This is a genomic window from Alkalihalobacterium sp. TH-98 (assembly GCF_057473385.1).
Map to the genome: position 1 here is coordinate 25004 of NZ_JBYCKM010000058.1, position 21948 is coordinate 46951.

Annotated in this window: 24 protein-coding genes, 1 pseudogene and 1 riboswitch; of the genes and pseudogenes, 20 read left to right on the forward strand and 5 right to left on the reverse strand. The window is 37.1% G+C overall.

All coding sequences use genetic code 11. The annotated features are described in order from the left end of the window. Positions 1 to 199 precede the first annotated feature (199 nt). The 7 genes from AC2VNP_RS21730 to AC2VNP_RS21760 all read left to right on the forward strand — a co-directional run bounded on the left by AC2VNP_RS21730 (position 200) and on the right by AC2VNP_RS21760 (position 7248). Entirely contained in the window at positions 200 to 1264 is a 1065-nt protein-coding gene (locus AC2VNP_RS21730; RefSeq protein WP_486919454.1) for an HD-GYP domain-containing protein, read from the forward strand. Between the two features lie 560 nt (positions 1265 to 1824). After that, the gene (locus tag AC2VNP_RS21735) at positions 1825 to 2808 is read left to right on the forward strand and encodes a tRNA dihydrouridine synthase (RefSeq protein WP_486919567.1); all 984 of its coding nucleotides are present in this window, start codon (positions 1825 to 1827) and stop codon (positions 2806 to 2808) included. 408 nt (positions 2809 to 3216) lie between these two features. After that, positions 3217 to 3654: a hypothetical protein gene (locus AC2VNP_RS21740; protein WP_486919455.1), complete on the forward strand. Its 438-nt coding sequence runs from the start codon at positions 3217 to 3219 to the stop codon at positions 3652 to 3654. 497 nt (positions 3655 to 4151) lie between these two features. Further along, positions 4152 to 4364 (forward strand): hypothetical protein, encoded by a 213-nt coding sequence (locus AC2VNP_RS21745; RefSeq protein WP_486919457.1) that lies wholly within the window; start codon positions 4152 to 4154, stop codon positions 4362 to 4364. Between the two features lie 200 nt (positions 4365 to 4564). Then, complete coding sequence (locus tag AC2VNP_RS21750) at positions 4565 to 4918, forward strand: hypothetical protein (RefSeq protein WP_486919458.1); 354 nt, start codon at positions 4565 to 4567, stop codon at positions 4916 to 4918. Between the two features lie 89 nt (positions 4919 to 5007). Beyond that, positions 5008 to 5547, forward strand: coding sequence for a hypothetical protein (locus AC2VNP_RS21755; RefSeq protein WP_486919460.1), 540 nt, complete (start codon positions 5008 to 5010; stop codon positions 5545 to 5547). Positions 5548 to 5763: 216 nt separating this feature from the next. Further along, a riboswitch (cyclic di-AMP (ydaO/yuaA leader) is annotated at positions 5764 to 5908 on the forward strand. Positions 5909 to 5994: 86 nt separating this feature from the next. Further along, positions 5995 to 7248, forward strand: coding sequence for a dicarboxylate/amino acid:cation symporter (locus AC2VNP_RS21760; protein WP_486919462.1), 1254 nt, complete (start codon positions 5995 to 5997; stop codon positions 7246 to 7248). A 130-nt stretch (positions 7249 to 7378) separates the two neighbouring features. Here AC2VNP_RS21760 and AC2VNP_RS21765 read toward each other — a convergent pair whose 3' ends face one another. Then, positions 7379 to 7534, reverse strand: a complete 156-nt coding sequence (locus AC2VNP_RS21765) for a hypothetical protein (protein ID WP_486919463.1) — start codon at positions 7532 to 7534, stop codon at positions 7379 to 7381. Positions 7535 to 7546: 12 nt separating this feature from the next. Continuing rightward, positions 7547 to 7783, reverse strand: a complete 237-nt coding sequence (locus AC2VNP_RS21770) for a hypothetical protein (RefSeq protein WP_486919464.1) — start codon at positions 7781 to 7783, stop codon at positions 7547 to 7549. A 248-nt stretch (positions 7784 to 8031) separates the two neighbouring features. On the opposite strand from AC2VNP_RS21770, the gene AC2VNP_RS21775 reads away from it, so the two are divergent. The 10 genes and pseudogenes from AC2VNP_RS21775 (at position 8032) to AC2VNP_RS21820 (ending at position 12557) form a co-directional block, all read left to right on the forward strand. Beyond that, entirely contained in the window at positions 8032 to 8247 is a 216-nt protein-coding gene (locus AC2VNP_RS21775; RefSeq protein ID WP_486919465.1) for a hypothetical protein, read from the forward strand. A 175-nt stretch (positions 8248 to 8422) separates the two neighbouring features. Further along, positions 8423 to 8629: a DUF1659 domain-containing protein gene (locus AC2VNP_RS21780; protein ID WP_486919466.1), complete on the forward strand. Its 207-nt coding sequence runs from the start codon at positions 8423 to 8425 to the stop codon at positions 8627 to 8629. Positions 8630 to 8668: 39 nt separating this feature from the next. Then, on the forward strand, positions 8669 to 8884 hold the full coding sequence (locus AC2VNP_RS21785) for a DUF2922 domain-containing protein (protein ID WP_486919467.1): 216 nt from the start codon (positions 8669 to 8671) through the stop codon (positions 8882 to 8884). A 209-nt stretch (positions 8885 to 9093) separates the two neighbouring features. Further along, a complete protein-coding gene (locus tag AC2VNP_RS21790) occupies positions 9094 to 9273 on the forward strand; it encodes a YvrJ family protein (protein ID WP_486919469.1) in 180 nt (59 codons plus the stop codon). 229 nt (positions 9274 to 9502) lie between these two features. Then, positions 9503 to 9652: a hypothetical protein gene (locus AC2VNP_RS21795; protein WP_486919470.1), complete on the forward strand. Its 150-nt coding sequence runs from the start codon at positions 9503 to 9505 to the stop codon at positions 9650 to 9652. Between the two features lie 83 nt (positions 9653 to 9735). After that, positions 9736 to 10003: pseudogene (locus AC2VNP_RS21800) on the forward strand (hypothetical protein); the annotation flags it as partial. Between the two features lie 153 nt (positions 10004 to 10156). Continuing rightward, positions 10157 to 10384: a hypothetical protein gene (locus AC2VNP_RS21805; RefSeq protein WP_486919471.1), complete on the forward strand. Its 228-nt coding sequence runs from the start codon at positions 10157 to 10159 to the stop codon at positions 10382 to 10384. 194 nt (positions 10385 to 10578) lie between these two features. Then, positions 10579 to 11004, forward strand: a complete 426-nt coding sequence (locus AC2VNP_RS21810) for a MaoC family dehydratase (protein WP_486919473.1) — start codon at positions 10579 to 10581, stop codon at positions 11002 to 11004. A 92-nt stretch (positions 11005 to 11096) separates the two neighbouring features. Beyond that, complete coding sequence (locus AC2VNP_RS21815) at positions 11097 to 11543, forward strand: hypothetical protein (protein ID WP_486919475.1); 447 nt, start codon at positions 11097 to 11099, stop codon at positions 11541 to 11543. Positions 11544 to 11768: 225 nt separating this feature from the next. Further along, positions 11769 to 12557: an enoyl-CoA hydratase/isomerase family protein gene (locus AC2VNP_RS21820; protein ID WP_486919476.1), complete on the forward strand. Its 789-nt coding sequence runs from the start codon at positions 11769 to 11771 to the stop codon at positions 12555 to 12557. A gap of 282 nt (positions 12558 to 12839) precedes the next feature. On the opposite strand, the gene AC2VNP_RS21825 is transcribed toward AC2VNP_RS21820, so the two are convergent. Further along, complete coding sequence (locus AC2VNP_RS21825) at positions 12840 to 13487, reverse strand: vitamin K epoxide reductase family protein (protein ID WP_486919569.1); 648 nt, start codon at positions 13485 to 13487, stop codon at positions 12840 to 12842. A 975-nt stretch (positions 13488 to 14462) separates the two neighbouring features. On the opposite strand from AC2VNP_RS21825, the gene AC2VNP_RS21830 reads away from it, so the two are divergent. Beyond that, the gene (locus AC2VNP_RS21830; protein ID WP_486919477.1) at positions 14463 to 15434 is read left to right on the forward strand and encodes an NAD(P)H-dependent flavin oxidoreductase; all 972 of its coding nucleotides are present in this window, start codon (positions 14463 to 14465) and stop codon (positions 15432 to 15434) included. Positions 15435 to 16423: 989 nt separating this feature from the next. Further along, a complete protein-coding gene (locus AC2VNP_RS21835) occupies positions 16424 to 17623 on the forward strand; it encodes an OmpA family protein (RefSeq protein WP_486919478.1) in 1200 nt (399 codons plus the stop codon). A gap of 208 nt (positions 17624 to 17831) precedes the next feature. Here AC2VNP_RS21835 and AC2VNP_RS21840 read toward each other — a convergent pair whose 3' ends face one another. Then, on the reverse strand, positions 17832 to 18242 hold the full coding sequence (locus tag AC2VNP_RS21840; RefSeq protein WP_486919479.1) for a hypothetical protein: 411 nt from the start codon (positions 18240 to 18242) through the stop codon (positions 17832 to 17834). Positions 18243 to 18424: 182 nt separating this feature from the next. Between AC2VNP_RS21840 and AC2VNP_RS21845 the strand changes: the two genes are divergently transcribed. Then, positions 18425 to 19075 (forward strand): SDR family oxidoreductase, encoded by a 651-nt coding sequence (locus AC2VNP_RS21845; RefSeq protein WP_486919481.1) that lies wholly within the window; start codon positions 18425 to 18427, stop codon positions 19073 to 19075. 261 nt (positions 19076 to 19336) lie between these two features. Here AC2VNP_RS21845 and AC2VNP_RS21850 read toward each other — a convergent pair whose 3' ends face one another. Next, positions 19337 to 21565, reverse strand: coding sequence for a LysM peptidoglycan-binding domain-containing protein (locus tag AC2VNP_RS21850; RefSeq protein ID WP_486919483.1), 2229 nt, complete (start codon positions 21563 to 21565; stop codon positions 19337 to 19339). Between the last annotated feature and the right edge of the window lie 383 nt (positions 21566 to 21948).

The following is a 21948-nucleotide window of genomic DNA, read 5'->3' on the forward strand; positions in this document are numbered from 1 at the left end:
TGATAGTAAATATTTTGATTTTTATGAATCATTTGACAAAACATTTCTACTAAATTTTAATTTCATGGTGGAAGGGTTTGTTATGGAACTTGAATAACATTGATTTTCATGTCCTTTGATTACTATCGAAAAGTTGAATTGTACTTAAGTACTTCATTGAATAAAGATGAATTGTAAGTAAAAAATAAATATATTTTTAATGACAAAAAACGACATATTAAACCTAATCGTTAGAGTATTATATAAATATAGTAATTCAATTGTCGAATACGATCCGAGAAAGAGAGGCTTTTATATTATGTTTGAAGCCGTTGTTAATAAATATGATTTCATACCAGAAAAAGGGAAAGAAAAATCTACAATATATCTAGTAATAGGAGCTCTAAGTTTGCTACTGGGGGTATTTCTGGATTGGTATATATTCCCTGATGCCATTTTAACACTAGCTTATGTACCGTTCATAATAATGGTAGGCGTAATTTTTCGCCGTGTAAGTATTCTTTTTATTTTTTCTGTAATAGCTACAACCCTACTTTTTATTAACTCATTAACTTATGAATGGTCTACTGAACTATTCATAGTCAGGATGTTCGGGTATTTCTTTCTTTCTGTTGTCATTAACATATTAATCAAAGGTATTCAAAAGGAAAGAGAACATATCGTTAACCTAACTTCTACATTAGCTGAAGCAGTTGATGCAAGAGATAAGTATACGTCCTATCACTCAAAAAATGTCGCTATTTATTCTAGGCAAATTGCAATGGCAATGGGGCTGCCTAAAAACCAATGCCAGCATTTTTATATAGGTGGTCTTCTTCATGACATCGGTAAGATTGGTGTGCCAGAAGCAATCTTAAATAAACCCAGTCGATTAACGGAAGAAGAATATGAAATTATAAAAAAGCACCCTGAGATTGGATATAAAATGTTAAAATACATCCCTTTTTTAAAAAATAATAGTATCTTGGACATGGTGTTATATCATCATGAACGGTATGATGGAAAAGGGTATCCGAGAGGCCTAGCAGGAGAAGAAATTCCACTTGTCGCCCGAATAATGGCAGTTGCAGATACTTTTGATGCAATGACCTCTAGAAGGATTTATAGATCGAACATTGAATTAGAACAGACGCTTAATGAACTTCAGAAAAATAAAGGAACACAGTTTGATAGCAACGTGGTTGATACTTTTATTGAACTTATTGAAAAAGGTGAAATCAATATATTAGGGAAGAATAATATTCCAAGAGGAATGTTCAAGTAATATGTTCTAGTTAATTACAAAAGTAAATGAAAAGCACGCATAAAACGGCTTTGATTTAACGATCATGGCCGTTACTTTATAAAACTTATTTTACAAATAGTGTAAAAGTTAGTGGGTAAGGATAGATAATGATACTACTACTATTTTAACGGCTTGTAATACTATAACCAAGTGCATGGTGAGTCAGAAGGGGTTCTTTACTACATGTATGGGTACATTTAGTTTAGTGAAAGGTCCAAAATCTAAGAAAAAGAAGCTAGCCAAAATGGAACTTGAAACTGATAAGCTTAAAAATGAGCTTATCAGACACTATATGTTTACTAATCCAATGAATTTGGTCGTGTATAATGTAATGACCGACAGTCTACACAGGTTAAGTGACGGTTTTGGAATTGAAAATGCCTAATTAAAAATACTCTTGCTAGTTAAAAATTAACATTTTCGATCAGTTTGATAAAAAGTGCTAAAGCATGGTATAAGTGTAAAAGAAGCAAGGACATTTTTATCTTGGGGTAGAGGTTTGGCTTGGTATCCCATAATGAGAGGATTTGAATTGGAAGATGAAAGATAATTTTTGGCGTGATTTACCACGACCTTTTTTTATACTGGCACCAATGGAAGAAGTAACGGATGTTGTTTTTCGACACGTAGTGAGCGAGGCAGCCAGACCTGATGTGTTTTTTACAGAGTTTGCAAACAGTGAGAGTTATTGTCACCCAGAGGGAAACAAAAGTGTACGCGGGCGGTTGACTTTTACAGAGGACGAACAACCAATTGTAGCCCATATATGGGGGGATAAACCTGAATACTTTCGGCAAATGAGTATTGGTATGGCGGAACTTGGGTTTAAGGGTGTGGATATCAATATGGGCTGTCCTGTTCCTAATGTGGCTCGGCATGGGAAGGGAAGTGGCCTTATTCGTCGTCCGGAAGTTGCAGCAGAGTTAATACAAGCAGCGAAAGCCGGGGGATTGCCCGTTAGTGTCAAGACAAGGCTTGGTTTCACAGAAGTAGATGAATGGCGAGAATGGCTAGCACACATATTGAAACAAGATATTGTTAATCTTTCTATTCATCTACGGACAAGAGATGAAATGAGCAAAGTAGATGCTCACTGGGAGCTGATCCCGGAGATCAAGAAACTTCGTGACGAGGTAGCACCGGATACACTTTTAACAATCAATGGCGATATTCTAGATCGTCAGACTGGGTTGAAACTAGCCCGCCAATATGATGTGGATGGGGTGATGATTGGCCGCGGTATTTTCAATAATCCATTTGCCTTTGAAAAAGAGCCAAGAGAACATAGTAGTAAAGAATTACTCGATCTTTTACGATTGCATATGGATCTCCATGATAAATACTCCGGATTAGAGCTACGTCCGTTCAAGGCTCTTCATCGCTTTTTTAAGATATATGTCAAAGGATTTCGAGGGGCAAGTGGATTAAGAAATGAACTAATGAACACGGAGTCAACAGATGAAGTGCGTGAATTGCTCGATAACTTTGAGTCAAAGAATTTCGATGAATTAGGGGAACAGTAAAGCATCTGATTTCAAGGTAAATTGAAGTAGGCGTAAAGCTGGTGTGGGCTAAGTTAGAGCTTATATTAACGCACTTTTTCTTCTTGTCAGCTCTCTAGCTTTTTTAGCCGCTTCACGTGCTCAGCAGTTAATTGGCTGGGATGAAGGCGGTATTATACCGAGCACACCCCGCTATTGGGGGCCTATATTGATACAAGAGATATGAAAATCAACAAAGTCATTTGTGAGACAGAAAATAATACTGCGCATTTAAACAACTGCTACTTGCAGGAACTCCTTGTAATAAAAAGTTATAACGTAATCATAAAGAGAGTGTAGGGGATTTGGTCAACCACTTTAAATAAGCATCTATACTAGTTTACTTTAGAAGGGGAAATTAATATTACTCGCAAAAACGGAATTTATATAATGATACTATTACTATTTTTAACAGCTTGTAATAGCCAGGTGCATGGTGAGCCAGAAGAAGTTCTTTACTATTACACAGGGGAGTTCATTAGTTTGGTTGACCAAAGAAAAGAAACGGTGAACAAAGAGTATGGGATCACTTACACCTTAACTTTGGATCAGTTTAATCCAACAGCTTCTGTTTTTGACCTATACCACTCTACCTTTCCAGAAGGTTACAAAGGGTACGGGTACATTCAGTTAAGCGAAAGGTCTAAACTCTACCTTAAAAGTGATAATCAAAAAACATTAATCTCTCCTGCACAATTAGCATCCTTTTCACAATCAGCGGGTGATTCCAATGTAAATTATCAACAAGTTGGGGTTTGGATCACAGCTCACAATAAGGATAACCACATGATCGAAGCCGTTGAAGTTGAAGTGTTAACGGATAGATAAGGATTAATGGATGACTAGAGCGATTTATGAATTTATAGAGACAATTCGGCAACCCTCTTTTAATAGAGAGATGTAGAATTTAGCGGACTGAGAGGCTCTTATTTTGATGAAAACGGACCTTATTGATGAGTGAGAGGACTGAGAGGCCCTTATTTGCTAAAAATCACGCCGATATCAACGAAATTGGGCTAAATAAGGGCCTCAGAGTCCGTTACGATCATTGAGGCATAGGATTTTCTCCAAACAGCGTCCTCTCAGTCCGCTTAGGTTATAATTCGGCAGCTAGCGCTTAAAGGATGCGAATAGTAGGCGGGGCAGCTGCTCCATAAAGCAAATAGTAGGGAGCTCAATAACAGGAATTGTTGTTGCAGCTCTTTTTTATTTCCATTAACAGTTTGATATAGGTATCATGATAAAGTTATGGTACTATCAAGTTAACAAATTCATATTGCATACTAGGGTGACACCCTAAATTATAGTGTATAGGAGTATTTGTTATGTCATTTGCTAATGGAGATATCGGATTACTAGTAACTTTTTTAGTTATTTTATTCTTTTTAATGTTTGTAATTGCTATTATGGCTAACGTCATCAAGTTTGTAAAAAAACAATCTAGCGAAGAAAAAGACTTAAAAATCGAAGAACTACACAATGAAATTGAAGAATTGAAAAAAGAAATTGAAGAGCTGAAAAAAGGTAGAAATGTGTAAGTATAATGAATATGAGGTGGCAGCCGAGAGCGTTTCTGCAGATGGCAGAAACGCTTTTTCACTCCGAGTCAGGTGAGTATAATTCTTTGAAACCTTTTTATTTTTAAGACGTCTAAACATACAGCTTCTATCCATAGATTACAAGAGATCTAACTGTACATAGAGAAGTCAAATAGAGTAATGAACTGAGGGGAAAAGAAATGGATTTGTATGAAGAAAAAGGTCGAACCCTATTATTAGAAGTTATCGGAGTACTATTGATTTTAGCGATCATTTCTTTTTTGGTCGAACCAGATGCTGTTTCACTTTTTGTACTTTTACTTAACATTGGTTTGTGGGTCTTGATGTATAAAGGATATTTTTGGGCTAAATTGGTTACGGTCATTTGGCTGCTTATAGGTGCAATCTCTGGAATAGTACTACTAATGATCTATCCAACAACTCTTGGTGAAATGGTTTGGCTGATTATACAAGCTGTTATATACATAAGTACAAGTTTCATTTTAATATTTTCAAAGAGGATCTCGGCATATATGCTGTACAAGGAAAATTAATATAATCATCAATATACTATAATTCAATTGTGAATTTAAACGTTTTAAACATTGGAATGAAAAAATATAAAAAATTGGTGGGACGCTAAATGAAATTTAATATTAATTTTCTTGGATTAGTGTTAGTACTGTTATTAACAATTCCAGTTACGGGTTGCTCTAATGATACCAACGAACAAAAATACTTGGATGAAGAGGAAAATTTAGAATTTGAAGTTCAGTATATTCGTACCAATGCATTCGATGACAGAAAGAGCTATCCCACTGTTTCTCTAGTTACTTCAACCGAAGAATTAAGCGCATATTATATCGAGAACAAAGATGCCTACGATTTAGAAAAAAAAGAAGTAGTTTATTCGGATACAACCATTGGTTTTTTGGATGCAGTAGAGAAATATAACGATGAATATTTCAAAGATCATGTTGTCGTGTTTGTGTTATTACAAGAAGGTAGCGGATCTATTCGGCATGATATTACAGACGTCAAACGTAATAAAAGCCTTGTCGATATTAGTGTCAAAAGAACTGTACCCCAATACACAACAGATGATATGGCAGAGTGGCATGTCATGGTTGAGCTAAAAAAAGATTCATATAATGCTTCTGAAATTAAAATAGTATTTGAATAGGAATGCTTGATGTTACTAGACACCGCGTGAATTGGTGGGACGAGAGGATGATACGAACCTGCGTAGGATTAATGATTTCAGGAAGTAACCACCTCATTATTTTTCCACATATAAAAGTAGTAGAACTGCTCCTACACTATTTAAATTTTGACGAATATTGACGAGCTCTTAAACATAATAATATAATGTAATAATATAATAGTATAATAATGAAGAATTAAATAACAGCTTAATCCTGAAAAGGAGCGGGGGAACCATCATATAGTAAAAATACTATTGGGGTGAATCCTTAATAAGGTAGGGAACCTTCTCTGTTCCCGAATCCGACAGCTAACCTCGTAAGCTACTTTAGAGAACTATGCTTTTTAATTGTGACGTAATAAAAGCCATGATGGAGTTCTCTTCTCATGGCTTTTTTTATACTTAAAAACTTAATAGGAGGAACAAATGAAACCAAATAGTAATCTTACAAAAAAGATCATCATTGCACTAATTCTTGGTATTTTCGCTGGATTTGCGCTTAATTTGTTTGCACCAGCGGCATTTGGTGTTGTCGATAAATATGTACTTTATCCATTAGGGCAACTCTTTTTAAATTTAATTAAAATGTTAGTGGTGCCACTTGTATTTATCTCCATCACTTTAGGGGTGGCAGGACTTGGTGACCCGAAAAAGTTAGGGAGAATTGGTGTTAAAACAATTGGGTATTTCCTAGTCACGACTACAGTTGCCATTATGATTGCATTAGGCGTTGCTTCTGTATTGCAGCCGGGCTTAAATGGGAACTTCGATACTGAAAATGCACAGTTTGAGGCAACTGAAGCACCACCTGTTGTGGATACATTGCTAAATATTATCCCAACCAACCCAATTGATTCCATGTCTAGTGGAAATATGCTTCAAATCATTGCATTTGCTGTGTTCATTGGTCTTGCACTTGGTGTATTAGGTCAAAAAACAGAGGGGATCTATCGCCTTGTGGAACAAGGTAATGAAATTATGATGTATCTTGTTAATTTAATTATGAAATTAGCTCCGTATGGCGCCTTTGCTCTTATCGCATCTGCGATCGGAAAACAAGGCTGGGAAGCTTTTGAAGTGATGGGTATGTATTTTATTGCCGTCATGATTGCATTATTTATTCACGCGCTACTCACTTACGGAACAGCGGTGTCAGTGCTTGGAAAAATGAACCCAATTAAATTCTTTAAAGGGTTAGCTCCTGCCATGTCTGTTGCATTCAGTACATCGAGTAGTAGTGCAACTTTGCCTATATCAATGGAAACGGCTCAAAAAAATCTAAACGTACCAAAATCAATTAGTAGCTTCGTTCAACCTCTTGGCGCGACGATTAATATGGATGGAACAGCGATTATGCAAGGTGTAGCGGTTGTCTTTATCGCACAAGTATTTGGTGTGGATCTATCTATCAATGAAATTCTCATTGTTGTTTTAACAGCTGTCCTTGCAAGTATTGGTACTGCAGGTGTTCCTGGGGTTGGATTAATCATGCTGGCTATGGTGCTAAAATCAGTAGGATTACCAGTGGAAGGGATTGCCCTCATCATTGGTGTTGATCGACTTCTAGATATGACGAGAACCGCAGTTAATATTACTGGTGATGCATCATGTGCTGTCATTGTTACAGAAACTGAGAAAAAGCATGATTTAGATAACGGTAATAAAAGTGTTTCTGTTTAATAATGAAGTTTTTTAACGGTAACGGTTTTAGAACAAAAATAAAGAATATATAAACGAAACACACCAATTTTCACATATGTTGGTGTGTTTTTTTATGGGCTTTAATTGTTGACTTGTGTGCTAAAGGTTTTTATTTGCGCATGGATCCCGCTTCCCTAGAAGTCATTGCCCCTTGGCCTTGGCTTACATCTTTTTGGATTTCTTGTTTTACTTTGTGCGGATCAGTTCCAGCAAAATTGGGTGTCATCATAGGATCCGATTTTGAATTCGGTTTTTGATTTAGCATTCAAGTCCCTCCTTATATCAGTTCACCCTTAGGTTTCGTAAAGATTTTTCCATTATTTAACTCGACCCATTCTATTTTTTGAGCCGCTTCTTCATCTTCACCATATTTTTCCGTAAAAGCTTGCTTCGTTTCAAAAACTTCCATTACACCATCATCTAGAAATGTGAGCATTCGATATGTATTTAAACCGAAAAAGTCAGAAACTGCTATTAATTCACCGATATCGATTTTGTTAGAAAAATTATTCATGATTTCCTCTCCTTTTGTTAGAAGGGATGTGTCGTTCCACTTTTAGGATATACAAAATGCTCGTTTACATTCGAGTCATCTTGGAGACAACAACAAAATCCTCACTTTCCTACTCGGATTAAATGTTGGGGATGCCGTGACTATGTTACTAAGTTAACGAAGTGGGGATAGATCCTGCTTCTATTTGCTTAATATAAGCACCCAATGATTAAGCGTTACATATCGTATGTTAAAAAGGAGGGAATCTAATGAATTGGCAACATAAAATTGGGTACTTGTTAGGTCAACCAGTAGGAATTTCGTTTATGGATGGTACAGGAACTTCAGGGGTTCTATGTGATGCATATGGTGGTAGCTTGTACGTTATGGAGTATTTATATCATTCACAATTTGCGATTAAGCATTATGAATACAAAACAATCCAGGATATTCATCCTTTTCCAAGTTGTTATAATCACGGCTAAAAAGAACCTCAAGTAGTATAATTAAATTTGTTTTCCTCACTGGAAAAATCCAGAACCCTCCCTGTTCTCCTTACCCTTCCACCAAAAAAAATCAATCCCAAATAATAAATTTTTTTCAACCTTCACCGTTTTCACCCGCTTATCCATATATACATAGTGAAAGGGGGTGACAAGGATGCTTTCGAATTCACGCTTAGTTATTGTGTTTGAGTCGGGATACAACCAAATTGGTGAGCCGATCTTGAAAACGAAGAGCTTCAATAACATCAAGACCGGTGCGACGAACGAACAGTTAAAAGCTGTTGCCGATGCGTTAATTCCTCTTCAGGGCTGGGCGCCTTACCAAGTGGACCGTGCCAACACATATGCGCTTGATCTTTAATTGGATGTAGGAACTAATGAATAGAGAGGAGGGAATGAGATGACGAAAAAACTGGAATTAGTCTTTGAAAACGAATTAGCAAAAAACGTTACGATTTCTTTGGACAACCCTGTTTATCCAGTGGATCCCGCTGCGATTAGTGCAGCGATGGATGAGATTATCGCACAGAATGCTTTTACATCGTCTGGCGGTAACCTGGTAGCGAAAAAAAGTGCGCGTGTAGTTGATCGCACAGTTGAAACGATTGAATTTTAATTGATGATGGTTTGAAAGGGAGGAGGCATCGCCTCTTCCTTTTTTAAAAGTTTTTAGATGTTTCGCTTATGACCAGCGATTCGTGAGGCTTCGCTAACTCCTTCCCGAGAAGTCAAAATTGGCTGAGCAGCTTTAAGTTTTTCTATCTTATAATGGCGGGCTCAGTCAGTACTTTATCTATACTCTAATAACGAAAGGAGGAACGAACGATGGAAATGTGGCTGCCACTTTTGAGTGAGTTTGGTTTTCCTGTCATGGTGACCCTCTACTTGCTGCATCGCGTCGAAAAAAAGCTTGATGCGGTCAACCAGTCAATTCAACGACTACCCGAAAGCCTAGCACCGCTTCACTACTACCGAAGTCCAGATCAAAAGAAGAATAGTGTGTAAAAAAGTAATGAGTTCAATTTGGAAGAGATCAACAAAAGCAATAGAAAAAGCGTACAAATTCGCTATGATTTTGTACGCTTTTTATTAATACATCAACGTTTTTATTGTTTTTACTGATATATACAAAGTTAGCGTACATAATAAGTAATAAGATTTACTCAGTAAAATAAGGTATATTATATTTGTTGAATAAATTCTCTTTAAAAGACAAGAAAAGTAGGTGAACAAAGTGGGGAAATATCAATTGGATGCCAAAAGTAAGGTAGCTGTGAGAAAGTATCAAGAAAAACAGACGTCTGCTAAATCTGATAAAAAGGAGCAACTTGAAAAATTACGTGCGGAGTATTTGAAAAAGAAGCAAAAACAAACAGATAAATAATTTGAATGAAAACATAGGAAGAAAGACTAAAATCTCCCTATGTTTTTCTTATTCGAAGTTCTTTTTTCATAGGCAATTGATGTAAACCATCTGAAACAAGTGATTTTACAGAAGAGTTAAGCGGTTCAATTATACTAGGCGAGTTAGCTACAAATAATAGTGATAAATTTTCCTGTAATGTGTAGTTTTGATATTGAAGATGACGAGGTTTTAATATTTCAACTCGTTTAATATGCCGATATAGAAGACGAATATTTTGATTTAAAAGGTTCTGTTAAAAAGTAACCTTTGAAATTTACTGATAATAAAGTTGATATTTATAAAAATGAAATAAAAACCAATTTGTATTAGTTTATTTTTAAGCTAACGGAGTGCAATAGTAAAAATACGAGCTGTAATAGATGCGGCTCTTTTTTTATGCTCACATTTTGGAAAATGATGTTAAACTAAAGAGCAGGTTACTTGAATTAAATACGATAAAGTCTTGGGTTAAGGAGGAGAAGAATGAAATATATTTTAATATTTGGTGTAACTTTTATACTAGGCTTAATAATTATAGTTGCAACTGGGAGTGAGATTGGGTTTTATTTAGCTTCGGTTTTCCCGGTTGTACTTTATCTTATTTTAATAAGTTCCGTTATTTGGTTTGCAATCAGTTTAATTAAGCTTCAAAGAGAAAGAAATAATATTCTGGCTGAAATTGCAAATAAGCTTGAAAAAGAAAATAAGTAATATTTATTTTTTCAACTAAAGGTGAGCGATAGCTGAATAAAGGTTATCGCCCTTCTCTTGTTGAAGTATAGAACAGTATAGTGTGGAAAGGTATTTGAAATTATATTGGTGATTTTACTAATTTTTGAACTTAATGAATGTGCGTTGTACTCTAATAAAAACAAAAATAAAAATCTCTAACTAGGGGTGTATTTATGAGGTTTGATGAGTTTACAATTGGACAGGTGTTTAAAACTAACTCTCTCAAATTAACAAAAGAGGATATTATGAGATTTGCTGGAGAATTTGATCCGCTATATATTCATTTGGATGAGGAAAAAGCAATTCAGAGCAGATTTAATGGAATTATTGCTTCTGGAATACATACGCTAGCTATTACAATTAAACTTTGGGTTGAAACAGGTATATATGGTGACGATGTAATCGCAGGGTCTGGGATGAATAATATTAAATTTATAAAACCAGTGTATCCAGGTGATGAATTGTATACTATTGTTAAGGTTATTGATAAGAAAGCAAAAAAAGAAGAGTTCGGAGTTATTACTTTATTATTTTCAACTTACAACCATAAAGAAGAAAAAGTATTTAAAGGTGATTTGTCGGTATTGATTAAGCGATGAATTTATTTAAAGTTGGCGGAATTATCTACAAATAACTCTTATCACGGATTATTTGATAGAGTTATTTTATATATTTAATGGGGGGTATCTAGATGAAGCATCTAACTATGGTTTCATTATTTATACTGATTATGATACTTACTGCATGTTCAAACGAAGAAGTGAATAACTATGAATACACGTTTATAGGAGAAGGGGAGTCTTGGGAAGCTGAATATCTTTATGAGGGAACAGAAGTGTGGGGCGAGGAAGAAGGGGTAATCACATATTCTAATGAAGATAGCTATGTATTCACAATAACTTACAAGGGTTCAAAAGAAGAATTTCAATCTATGGAAAAACTAGCATTTTCTTTTGATGCAAGAGCAGGAAAAGGTAGTAAAGTTATGGAGTTTGAAGAACCGCCTAATGATATTATGTTCACAATAAGTGGTGGCAGCACTGGGGCAAAAGTACAAGAGGATGAGATTATAAAAGTTAATGTGAACTGGGGAGATTTTGAAGAGTCATTTGAATTGAGAAATCAAGAGAAATATTAATACAGTTTCTTATTCAACTACTGTTGTTGAAGTAGTGAAGCAGAATAGTGAAATTTTTAAAAAGGAGGAGTTGATTTGGGAGTTTTAGAGATCTTAGCTTTTTCAATTGCAGCAGGTTAGTAATAAGGTTAATAAAAGTACTTATGTTATACTTAAAATAGTCCGAATAATGAATAAATAACAATGAAGTTCGGAAAAAACCAAATGATTGAGGAGGAATACAAGATGGAACATATCATTATTGAAACGAACGATGGTGTCCGTACACTAACTCTTAACAGACCTGAGCGCCTAAATGCTGTAAATGATACACTTAGTAATGAGATTATCCAGGCCATTACAGAGGCTTCCGCAGATGATGAAGTCCGTGTTATTGTCATTACTGGCAGTGGAAGAGGATTCTGTGCAGGTCTAGACTTGACGGATTATGCCAAGAGAAATCCAGGCGAACAATCTCGTCATCAAAAATTAGATGAGTTGGGTTGGGTTGGTCATCAAGCATTGGGGATTGTTCATTGTGATAAGCCAGTTATTGCTGCAATCAATGGAATTGCGGCTGGTGCAGGACTCGCGCTAGCTTTAGCTTGCGACATTCGCTTCATGTCTGCTGAAGCAAGGGTAACGGCTGGATACATTCGCCGTGGTCTCAGTCCTGATGCGGGAATGAGTTATTTTTTACCGCGGTTGGTCGGACAAGCAAAGGCTGCCGAATTAATTTTAACGGGCAGGGACATCTACCCTGAGGAAGCCGAACGAATTGGATTGGTGAACCAGATATTCCCTGATGAAGAGTTGCAAGAACAGGTGTTGAACTTTGCACGGGAATTAGCGGCAGGGCCGCCGGTAGCGATGACACTTTCTAAAAGATTGCTTGCTGCAAGCCCTGACACTGATCTTACCACGATTCTTAAACAAGAGTATGCATTTATTAAACAATGTTTTGGAACCAAAGATGTTCAGGAAGGCGTCCAAGCCTTTGCTGAGAAAAGAAAGCCCGTATTCCGAGGTGAATAGGGATATTCATAATAAGTTTGTGAAGGTACGTACTTAAATAAAACGGGGAGCGATAGCAGAAAGGTTATCGCTTTTTCCTTGTTTTAAGGGGTTTAGGAGGCGAGTTTATGTATGTCATAGAGCCTGCTTTTTGGCTCAATTAATATGGATGTTTTTATCATTGTTGGTTTCATTTAATACGATAATGAGAAAACGGCTAAAAGTTGAGAAAAAGAAATCCTTGCTTTAAGAATAAGAAAGGCGACCGATTTCGGCCGCCAAGAAAGTATCCGTTTCTAATTATTATGAACCTGGTGCTGGGATGATTGTCGCGAACCAGAAGCTGATCACAGGAAGTAAGGCTATGATAAACAGAAGGAACATCCAAGTTAAGCCTTTACGATCCAATGCAGAACGAGCATCACGAACTAGTTCACGAAGTGGTGGTAATTTACTCATGCGTAGCATCACTAGTTCAAGTACTAAAAGCAGCACTGTAGCGACCGCAGATACGAGACAGAAAGGGCAAATCGCTTCAATGACAAATAATTGTAAATATACAAAGAATGCAGAAGACATCACGCCAATGATTGTTATCGGTGTTAACACTTTAAGCACTAAAGGATGACGTGTTTGAAACCATAATCCAGAAAGTACGAGAGTTGTAAGGTAATAAAATCCTCCCATCAAAGCAAGTGGGATCCCCATTACATATGCCCATTCACTCGTCATAACCGCCCACGGTGTTCCGGTTACATCAAAGCTTGCCGGTAGTGGAAGTACCCAGAAATGAACTCCAGTTAAGAAAATACTCACCGCCCACCCAAGTACGGCAATCGCCGTAAAGACACCAAATAATTTCGGTACAGCCGATCCATAAGAATACGCGGAACCAGTTGTTGTTTCTGAACTTACTTCTCTTTTTAAATTTATCGTTCTTTCATGTACCATCTCTTTCAAAGTAACCCCTCCATTCGAATTATAATACCCTGTAAGGTATATTGAAATTATAATATAGGGTAGGGGGTATGTCAATGGTTTAAAAAAGAAAAGATGTAGCAAGGAAAATAGGGCTTCTAATTAGCGACTAAATCTAAATGTACTAACTGTAGTAAGAGTTGGAGATTATCATGGATCAGCAGTTTCTTTTGTCTTTTTTTGAGAAAAAAGTAGTTTAATTGTAGAAGATAGAGCTTTTCAAAAAGCTGATGCAGGACAAAGTTGAGCTAAAAAGCAAGGATAATGTCCTTCATATAACGAATGAAGGACAAAGTTGAGCTGATATGTAAGGGATAATGTCCTTCATATAACGGATGAAGGACAAAGTTGAGCTGAAATGCAAGGGATAATGTCCTTTCATATAACGGATGAAGGACAAAGTTGAGCTGAAATGCAAGAAAAGTGTCCTTCATAAAGCTCGTGAAGGACAAATCTAAATCCTACTCCTGTCAAAAGTCTTTCATTGAACTTGAGAGGTGTTTACGGAACAGAGAGGCCCTTAATTTCAATGAAACAAGTGAAAATCATCGTATTTTTGCTAGATAAGGGCCTTTCAGTGCCTTAAGATTGTGAAACCATTGATTTTTTCACAGATAAGGGCCTCTCGTTCCTTAGGCTATGAACTGCGCCTACATTGTGATAGTTGTTAAACCCGTTCATCAAACGGTTAATTTATCCTGATAAGACATAGGGAAATTTTTATATAGGAATAATGATAAAGGAGTCAAAATAATTGAGTACAAATCCTAAAATAACAATTGAATTTTCAGAAATTTCCTTGACTATAACCCTATAAATATAGTACTACTAGTATGAGGGTTTATTGAAAACGTTTTCTATTTTCATAAAGGCATCTTGATTCTTTTCTTATTCCCAATGATCTATTTATTTTCACTAAATATCTTTTAGAAATTGGAGGAAGTTAAAATGTCAAACATTCCATCTGTCATGAAATCTTTAAGAATTCCTGTTATTGGATCACCAATGTTTATCATCAGTAATCCAAAGCTTGTGATTGAACAATGTAAGGCGGGAATTGTGGGCTCTATGCCTGCCCTTAATGCTAGACCAGCCTCGCAACTAGATGAATGGTTAGCCGAGATCACGGAGACACTAGCTGATTACAATGCGAAAAATCCAGATCGTCCAGCAGCACCATTTGCCATTAACCAAATTGTACACAAATCAAATGACCGACTTGAGCAGGATATGGAGCTTTGTGCGAAATACAAAGTCCCAATTATAATCACTTCTCTAGGTGCCCGTGAAGATGTGAATGTAGCCGCTCATAGCTATGGTGGAATTGTGTTACATGACGTCATTAATAATAAGTTTGCCCACAAGGCAATTGAAAAGGGAGCCGATGGTTTAATTGCCGTTGCTTCAGGGGCAGGTGGACATGCTGGAAGCAAGAGTCCATTCGCTTTAGTTCAAGAAATTCGTCAGTGGTTTGATGGTCCATTAGCGTTAGCAGGTTCTATTGCTAATGGGAAGTCGATATTAGCGGCTCAAGCGATGGGTGCCGATTTTGCCTATATCGGTACACCATTTATCGCTACTCATGAAGCACGAGCAGCAGAGGAATACAAGCAAGCTATCGTTGAGTCCACGTCTGATGATATTGTGCTTAGCAATTTATTTACAGGAGTTCATGGTAACTATCTTGCTCCATCGATTCGTGCAGCGGGCTTAGATCCTGAAAACCTTCCTGAAAGTGACCCATCCACTATGAATTTTGGAGACGGTTCAGCAAAGGCTTGGAAGGATATTTGGGGGGCAGGTCAAGGAATTGGTGTGATTAACGAAGTGACAAGTGCGGGAGAGTTTGTTGATAAACTTCATCAGGAATATATCGAAGCAAGAAACAACTTAATGAAGACAAGCGAAGTATTTGCTTAATCATTAAATTAATGAAGGTGCTAAGAAGCAAGAGAGAGCTCTCTTGCTTCTTTCGATTCGCCAGACGGATGAAGCATTACGAATATAGTCTTTTGACGTTCAGACAGGGTTGATAAAGTCTTTGTGGACTCCTGAGGCCCTTATTTTCATTAAAACGCCATTTGAGAGGTGTTTGCGGCACTGAGAGGTCGTTATTGACTATGAAACACGTAAAAATCATCGTATTTTTGCTAGATAAGGGCCTTTCAGTACCGTTACGATCATAGAACTATTGATTTGTCACAATTAGGGCTTCTCAGTGCCGCTTAGCTTGATGAATATAAATAATGATGATCATGGCGACAGATTATGTTCATCACACTATTTTAAATTACACGTAATAAGCAAAAAGGAAGATCTTGATCAGCCAATGATTTGGTGTAATCTGTACAGGTTTAAAGAGTTTAGAAATAGAAAATCTTTTTATACTTCATTAAAAAGTAAAGTAAGAACCTAAATTCTGGGGATAAAACCCACACATCGAAAAATGATGATTAAAAAGGTAATTTTACCTAAAAGTGATAGAAGGAAGGATCTTTTTTCTGGAAGTAATGAGTCACAACTTGTATAAAATCGTATTTTGTTAGTATTTTACTATACTTTTGAATTTCTAGAACTTATATCATAATTTCTTCTTTATTTATAAAAATAAGTATTAAAATGTTTATTTTAGGTATTTTCATTCAAGACAATAGAACTATTTTGAAATTATAGATAAACATGCTCATGACTATGAATGTGTTAATATATAAAACGGAAAATAACTTCCAAGATTTGTGAGGTTCTAATGAAGCTTAATTATTCGCTGTGAGGATGATCATAGGTTATATCTATCTTTTTACTTAATAATAATGTCAAAAGTTGTACAGGAGGAAGGAGAAGGAGAATGAAACGAACACCTATCCAGATACATATATTTTTAGCAGGACTTGTTTTACTGCTGATTGTTAGTGGATGCAACTGCGTTTATTGAAGGCGACCATATAGTTGTTGAGGGAAGCAGTAACATTATACGTGGTGCAGTGATTCGTTTATCAGCAGAAACGATTCAACGTACAAATACCCAGGTCCCATTAGATGAACAGGTAACGGTAGATGAGAATGGAAACTTCCGTGCTGAACTTAGGCCAGGAAGGTATGATAGCTTAAGGCTAATTATTATTTTACCAGCCAATCAGCAAGACCATATACAGGAGCATTTTGGTGAATTTAATTCAAAATTAGAAGGGCCGCTCATCTATAATGAAGAATCGTATGATGGCGATATGATTAAGGAAGCAAGAATTGAAGCGGTAGTATTCCTGCAAGATGATGTAAGAGAATACTCGTTTAACGCACCTATACGAGGAGAGAAACCAGAAGATTACGGCGATAAAAAAGTATGGATGGAGGCCGAAGTAACAAATGACCATCGATACCTTTACGTAACTGGTCGTTCAAATCTTATTGAAGGAACAAGACTTTCAGCTGAATATTGGTCTTCAGAAAGGCATCATATGTCACAAAATCAAATCATACGACCTTATGCATTCGTCAATCCAGATGGTAGTTTTGATTTTATGGTTCGATATAACACGTTAAGTAAAGACGGTTTTTTACAGATCTACACTACAGATACAGAAAGGTCAAAACTGACAACACAACTCATAAATGTATACGGAGAGAATTTTGAACACGTAGAAGGTGACTTTGTTGTACAGCGGCCTAATGGTACGAACAGTGTAGAGTTAGTCTTATATCCAGAAACCCCTGTTTTAGAAGTGCCAGAAGATATCTTTTTAACGACAGACAAAGAAGAAACGATGATGACCGTTTCAGATGAGATGTTGTTTGATTTCGATAAAAGTGAATTGAAGTCTGAAGCTAAAGAAGTATTAAATCGTCTTTTAGAAACACTCGCCACGCTAGAAGCTGGGACAGTCATTGAAATTAGAGGGCATACGGATAGTCTAGGAGATCCTGCTTATAATTTAAACTTATCTAAAGAAAGAGCATCGGCAGTTATGAGTTATATTTTAGAAAATGGTCATACAAATCATTTAGAATATAAAGTAGAAGGATATGGTGAAACGAAACCAATCGCTTCAAATGAAGATAAAGACGGTCGATCACAAAACCGTAGAGTGGAATTAGTAATTAATCCTCAATAATAATTGTCTATTAATATTGAGATAGGGGCTCAGGAGTCTTCGCGGACTCCTGAGCCCCTTATTTTGATTAAAACACCATTTGAGTGTTTAGCGAAGTGGGTCGTCGAATTAATGTTAGATTTCCGATGTCATATGGTTCATTCATTAATTAATTCGCTTTCGCTCAAGAAAACCCCCATAGAAAAAGTTTTACAGTATTACGCGGTCTTTATTGACTTTGAAGTTCTTTTGCTAGGATGACCTGAATGGCTGCCACTTCTTCAGGAGATAGACGTTCTTGTAATCGATTCAGAACATCAAGGGTATTTACGTTTCCGCGAAGAGCTTGATCTTTCACTTCATTAATCTCACTCGTAGAGAATTCTCTTAAAATGGTCTTCATTGCATCTTCTTTTGTATCAAAAGGTAAGTTGTTCGCAGTCTCATTTGTATCTATTTCATTGATTAGATTTTGTATGTGCGGGTCGTTAATGAGTTTATTGTATTCTTCCTCATCGTTTAAAATATCATTTGTAATTTGTTCCACTAATACTTCAGAGGCTTTGCTAACAAAAAAATTATACCCCCAATATCCTAAACTACCAATGATAACAAGTGTAATCACAATCCACTTCCACATTACTCATCCCTCCTAGTCAGAGTTCTATGAACTATTTTATCATGCAGGAGAAGTGCCTGTCACCGGGAGAAAGATATGATGTAAGCTGGTTTCTAGACATTGGACTCCGTTTTGATTTACGATTGACCTACAGAATTCATATTAGGTTGGATTCATTATTTTTCTTAGAAGGGGTGGAGAGCATGAAAGTTCTTGTTGTTGGCGCGAATGGCCAGATTGGAAAACATCTTGTAACATTAATGCAAAATAGCGATAGCTTCAAAGCAAAGGCAATGATCCGTAATCAGGAACAAGCGGCGTTTTTTGAAAAGTTGGGTGCGGAAACTGTAGTGGTTGACCTTGAACAGGATATCGAGTCGATTGCAAAAGCTGCTGAGGGAGTGGATGCGATTGTATTTACAGCAGGGTCAGGGGCACATACAGGGAAAGACAAAACGATTATGGTCGATTTGGATGGCGCAGTGAAAACGATTGAGGCCGCTAAAGTTGCTGGGGTGAAGCGTTTTATTATGATTAGTTCATTTGATACGAGACGTGAAGCCATTTTATCCGCACCACCGTCATTTGCACCTTATGTGGCTGCCAAGCATTACGCCGATGAATGGTTAAAGCGTACAGATTTGGACTATACGATCATCCATCCCGGCTTGCTAACGAATAATCAAGGTACAGGAAAAGTAAATGCCGCATCAGAAGTGGATAGAGGCGAAATTCCAAGAGAGGACGTAGCAAGCGTCATTGTTGCAACTTTAGAAAATGACACAACGATTGGGAAGCAATTTCAAATAGTAACTGGAAATACCCCTATAAAGGAAGCTGTTGTTTCTATTTAAACGGTCAACTAAGGTTGTAATCAAGGTAACTTAAGGATAAACCATACTATCTTTAATAACGAGAGCTTTTTGGTTAGTTTATATAAAATAGATATGAAATGTATTCTTGGAATCGATTTTAACAATCGGTTCCTTTTTTTGATTTATAACTGCAAATGGGATAAACCTGCGTAACGATGGGTCTTGCCATAAGTAGAGTGTCGTCGTTTTAAGGAATCAATGAAAAAGGAGCTAATAACTAGCTCCTTTGGTAATGAATGATTATCTAATCGCCCTACCAGCAGCAATCTCGATTTGCCTTTGCATGGAAGCTTGAACTTGGCCGTCACTGTGTCTTTGACTATTTAGGAAATGGATACAAAAATGTCCATTATAGTTGTTATTACGAATGCTTTGATCTCCATGCGGCATGGAGTGCATAGCTGCTGCTAGACGCCTTCCGTCTACCTCTACAATTATAGCTCTCGGTGTCCATGAATAACTGCCACCCCAGATTTCCCGCATGATTTGAGCATCCCTTGAGGTTAGAGGTTCACTGTCTGCATGATTTCCACCCATTGTATGCCTTACTTGAAATTGTCTTCCTGTTTGAAAGTCTGTTATTGTTGCAACTTTTCCAGTTGAGAACACATACCTTGCTTCAGTCCACCAATCTAACACTTCACCATGTCTTGCTGAGACAACTGGCCTAACAGGTACCTGGAATTGAGGTACTTGGATTACTTGTCCAATTCGTAATGTACTCTGTGCTGTCATATTGTTATGTCTAAGTAAATCATTATAAGGCACGCCATATTGTGTACTTATATTCCACATATTATCCCCTGAACGTACCGTATGGTTAATATTCCTTATCGTTACAGGAGCAGTTGATCCATTTTGAACCGCATTTGTTGGTGCTGTCGAACTTGTTCCATTTGGTATGGTTAAAATTTGCCCGATTTGTAGTACATCCGTTCGCAGATTGTTAGCGGTGCGTAAAGCATTTACCGTTGTTCGATAACGATTCGCGATGGACGACAAGTTATCACCTGATACAACTGTATGAGTTGTACCAGTTGCTGCAGGAGACGGGCTTGAAGTTGATGTCGTTGGGATCGTTAACGTTTGCCCAATCCGGAGGACATCGGAAGTTAACTGATTCGCTGTACGCAAGGCATTAACAGTAGTGCCAAACCGTTGGGCAATCACAGACAAGTTATCACCAGCTACGACCATGTAAGTGGAGCGTTGTTGAGTTGGTGCTGTTACTGGTGTAACGGTCGATTGTGAAGGAGCTGTTAGGTTCGTATTGGTATTAGGTATCACTAATCGTTGCCCAATCCGGAGGACATCGGAAGTTAACTGATTCGCTGTCCGCAAGGCATTGACAGTAGTGCCGAACCGTTGGGCAATCACAGACAGGTTATCACCAGCAACGACGGTGTAAGTGGATCCTTGTTGGACCGTTGCCGTAGCTGTTTGAAGTGTAACGGTCGATTGTGAAGGTGGTGTAAGATTCGTATTCCCACCAGGAATCACTAGCCGCTGTCCAACACGAAGGACATCGGAAGTTAACTGATTCGCTGTCCGCAAGTCATTAACAGATGTACCGAATCGTTGAGCGATGACGGACAAGCTATCACCAGCTACGACCGTGTAAACCGAATCAATGGTTTGTATTTTTGGGGAAAAAGTTGATCCGGGACTTGTCGGAATGACTAAAGTTTGTCCTACTCGTATGACATCTGAAGATAATTGATTTGCTGAACGTATGCCATCAACAGATGTGCCGTAACGTTGGGCGATCACCGATAAACTATCCCCAGCAATTACCGTATAGGTGCGAGGCTGTGTTGATGATTGTGGAGTAGGAGGTGGTTGCATACTAGGTTGAGTTGGTTGTGCTAGCTGTGCACCATTTATTACAACTGGAATAATTAACGTTTGTCCAATCCGAATGTTATCATTCGATAAGCTGTTCGCTTCCCGTATAGCAACTATAGATGTATTGTAATCTCTTGCTAGGACCGATAAGTAATCACCGGATCTTACCGTATGAAGAGCTTTTGGAATAATTAACCGCTGATTTGGAAGTAATTGATCTGATTTTAAATGGTTTACGATTCTAATGTTATCTACGGTTGTACCATACATTCTTGATAGCATCCAAAGTGTATCACCAGGGGCGACCTGATAATAAATGGATGTATTTTGAGTAGACTGTGAGGAATCCGTAGACGTTTGACCTGACACATTTTGGGTATTGGTTAACAGTGGAAGAGAGGTTGCGAGCATTCCTCCAACCATTACTTTAACGACTGTTACCTTAATGCCTGGATATTTTGCGTATACGATATTAAGCGCAATCGTTCTTAAATTTTTTTCGGATTGAGGTTTTGTTCCTAGTTCATTAGCAAATTCGGTTAGTTGGTCATCAAGGTGTACAACCAGTGCGAACTCCTCATGTGGTTTATCTAATTTTTGTAATTCGTATCGTTGAATGTTCATAGTTGCACTCCCTTATATGTAAACTAGCAGTTGTTAGGATACCTCACTAATAATCATTTATAAGCACATAGTGAAGTTATTTCATATTAAGTCACTTTCACTAGCCGCAACGTAAAAGAACAATCAAATACATACCAACAATGGCATTAGAAAACGGTACAATTTAGTCATTTTCATCATAACCTTTTAACTTCTAGCGAGTAGTTCGATCCTACTTTTTTACAATATTTATGAAAAAGCTCCTTTTCCTTTTCCACTAATTTATGAGAAGGGGTAGTTTTTCCCTATGTGTCGAGCTCCTTTCATTCATTTGTATTTTGAAAATTTAAAAGAAACAAAAAATTCTAACAGGGTTTTTGTCGATTTTGTAGAAATCATTGATA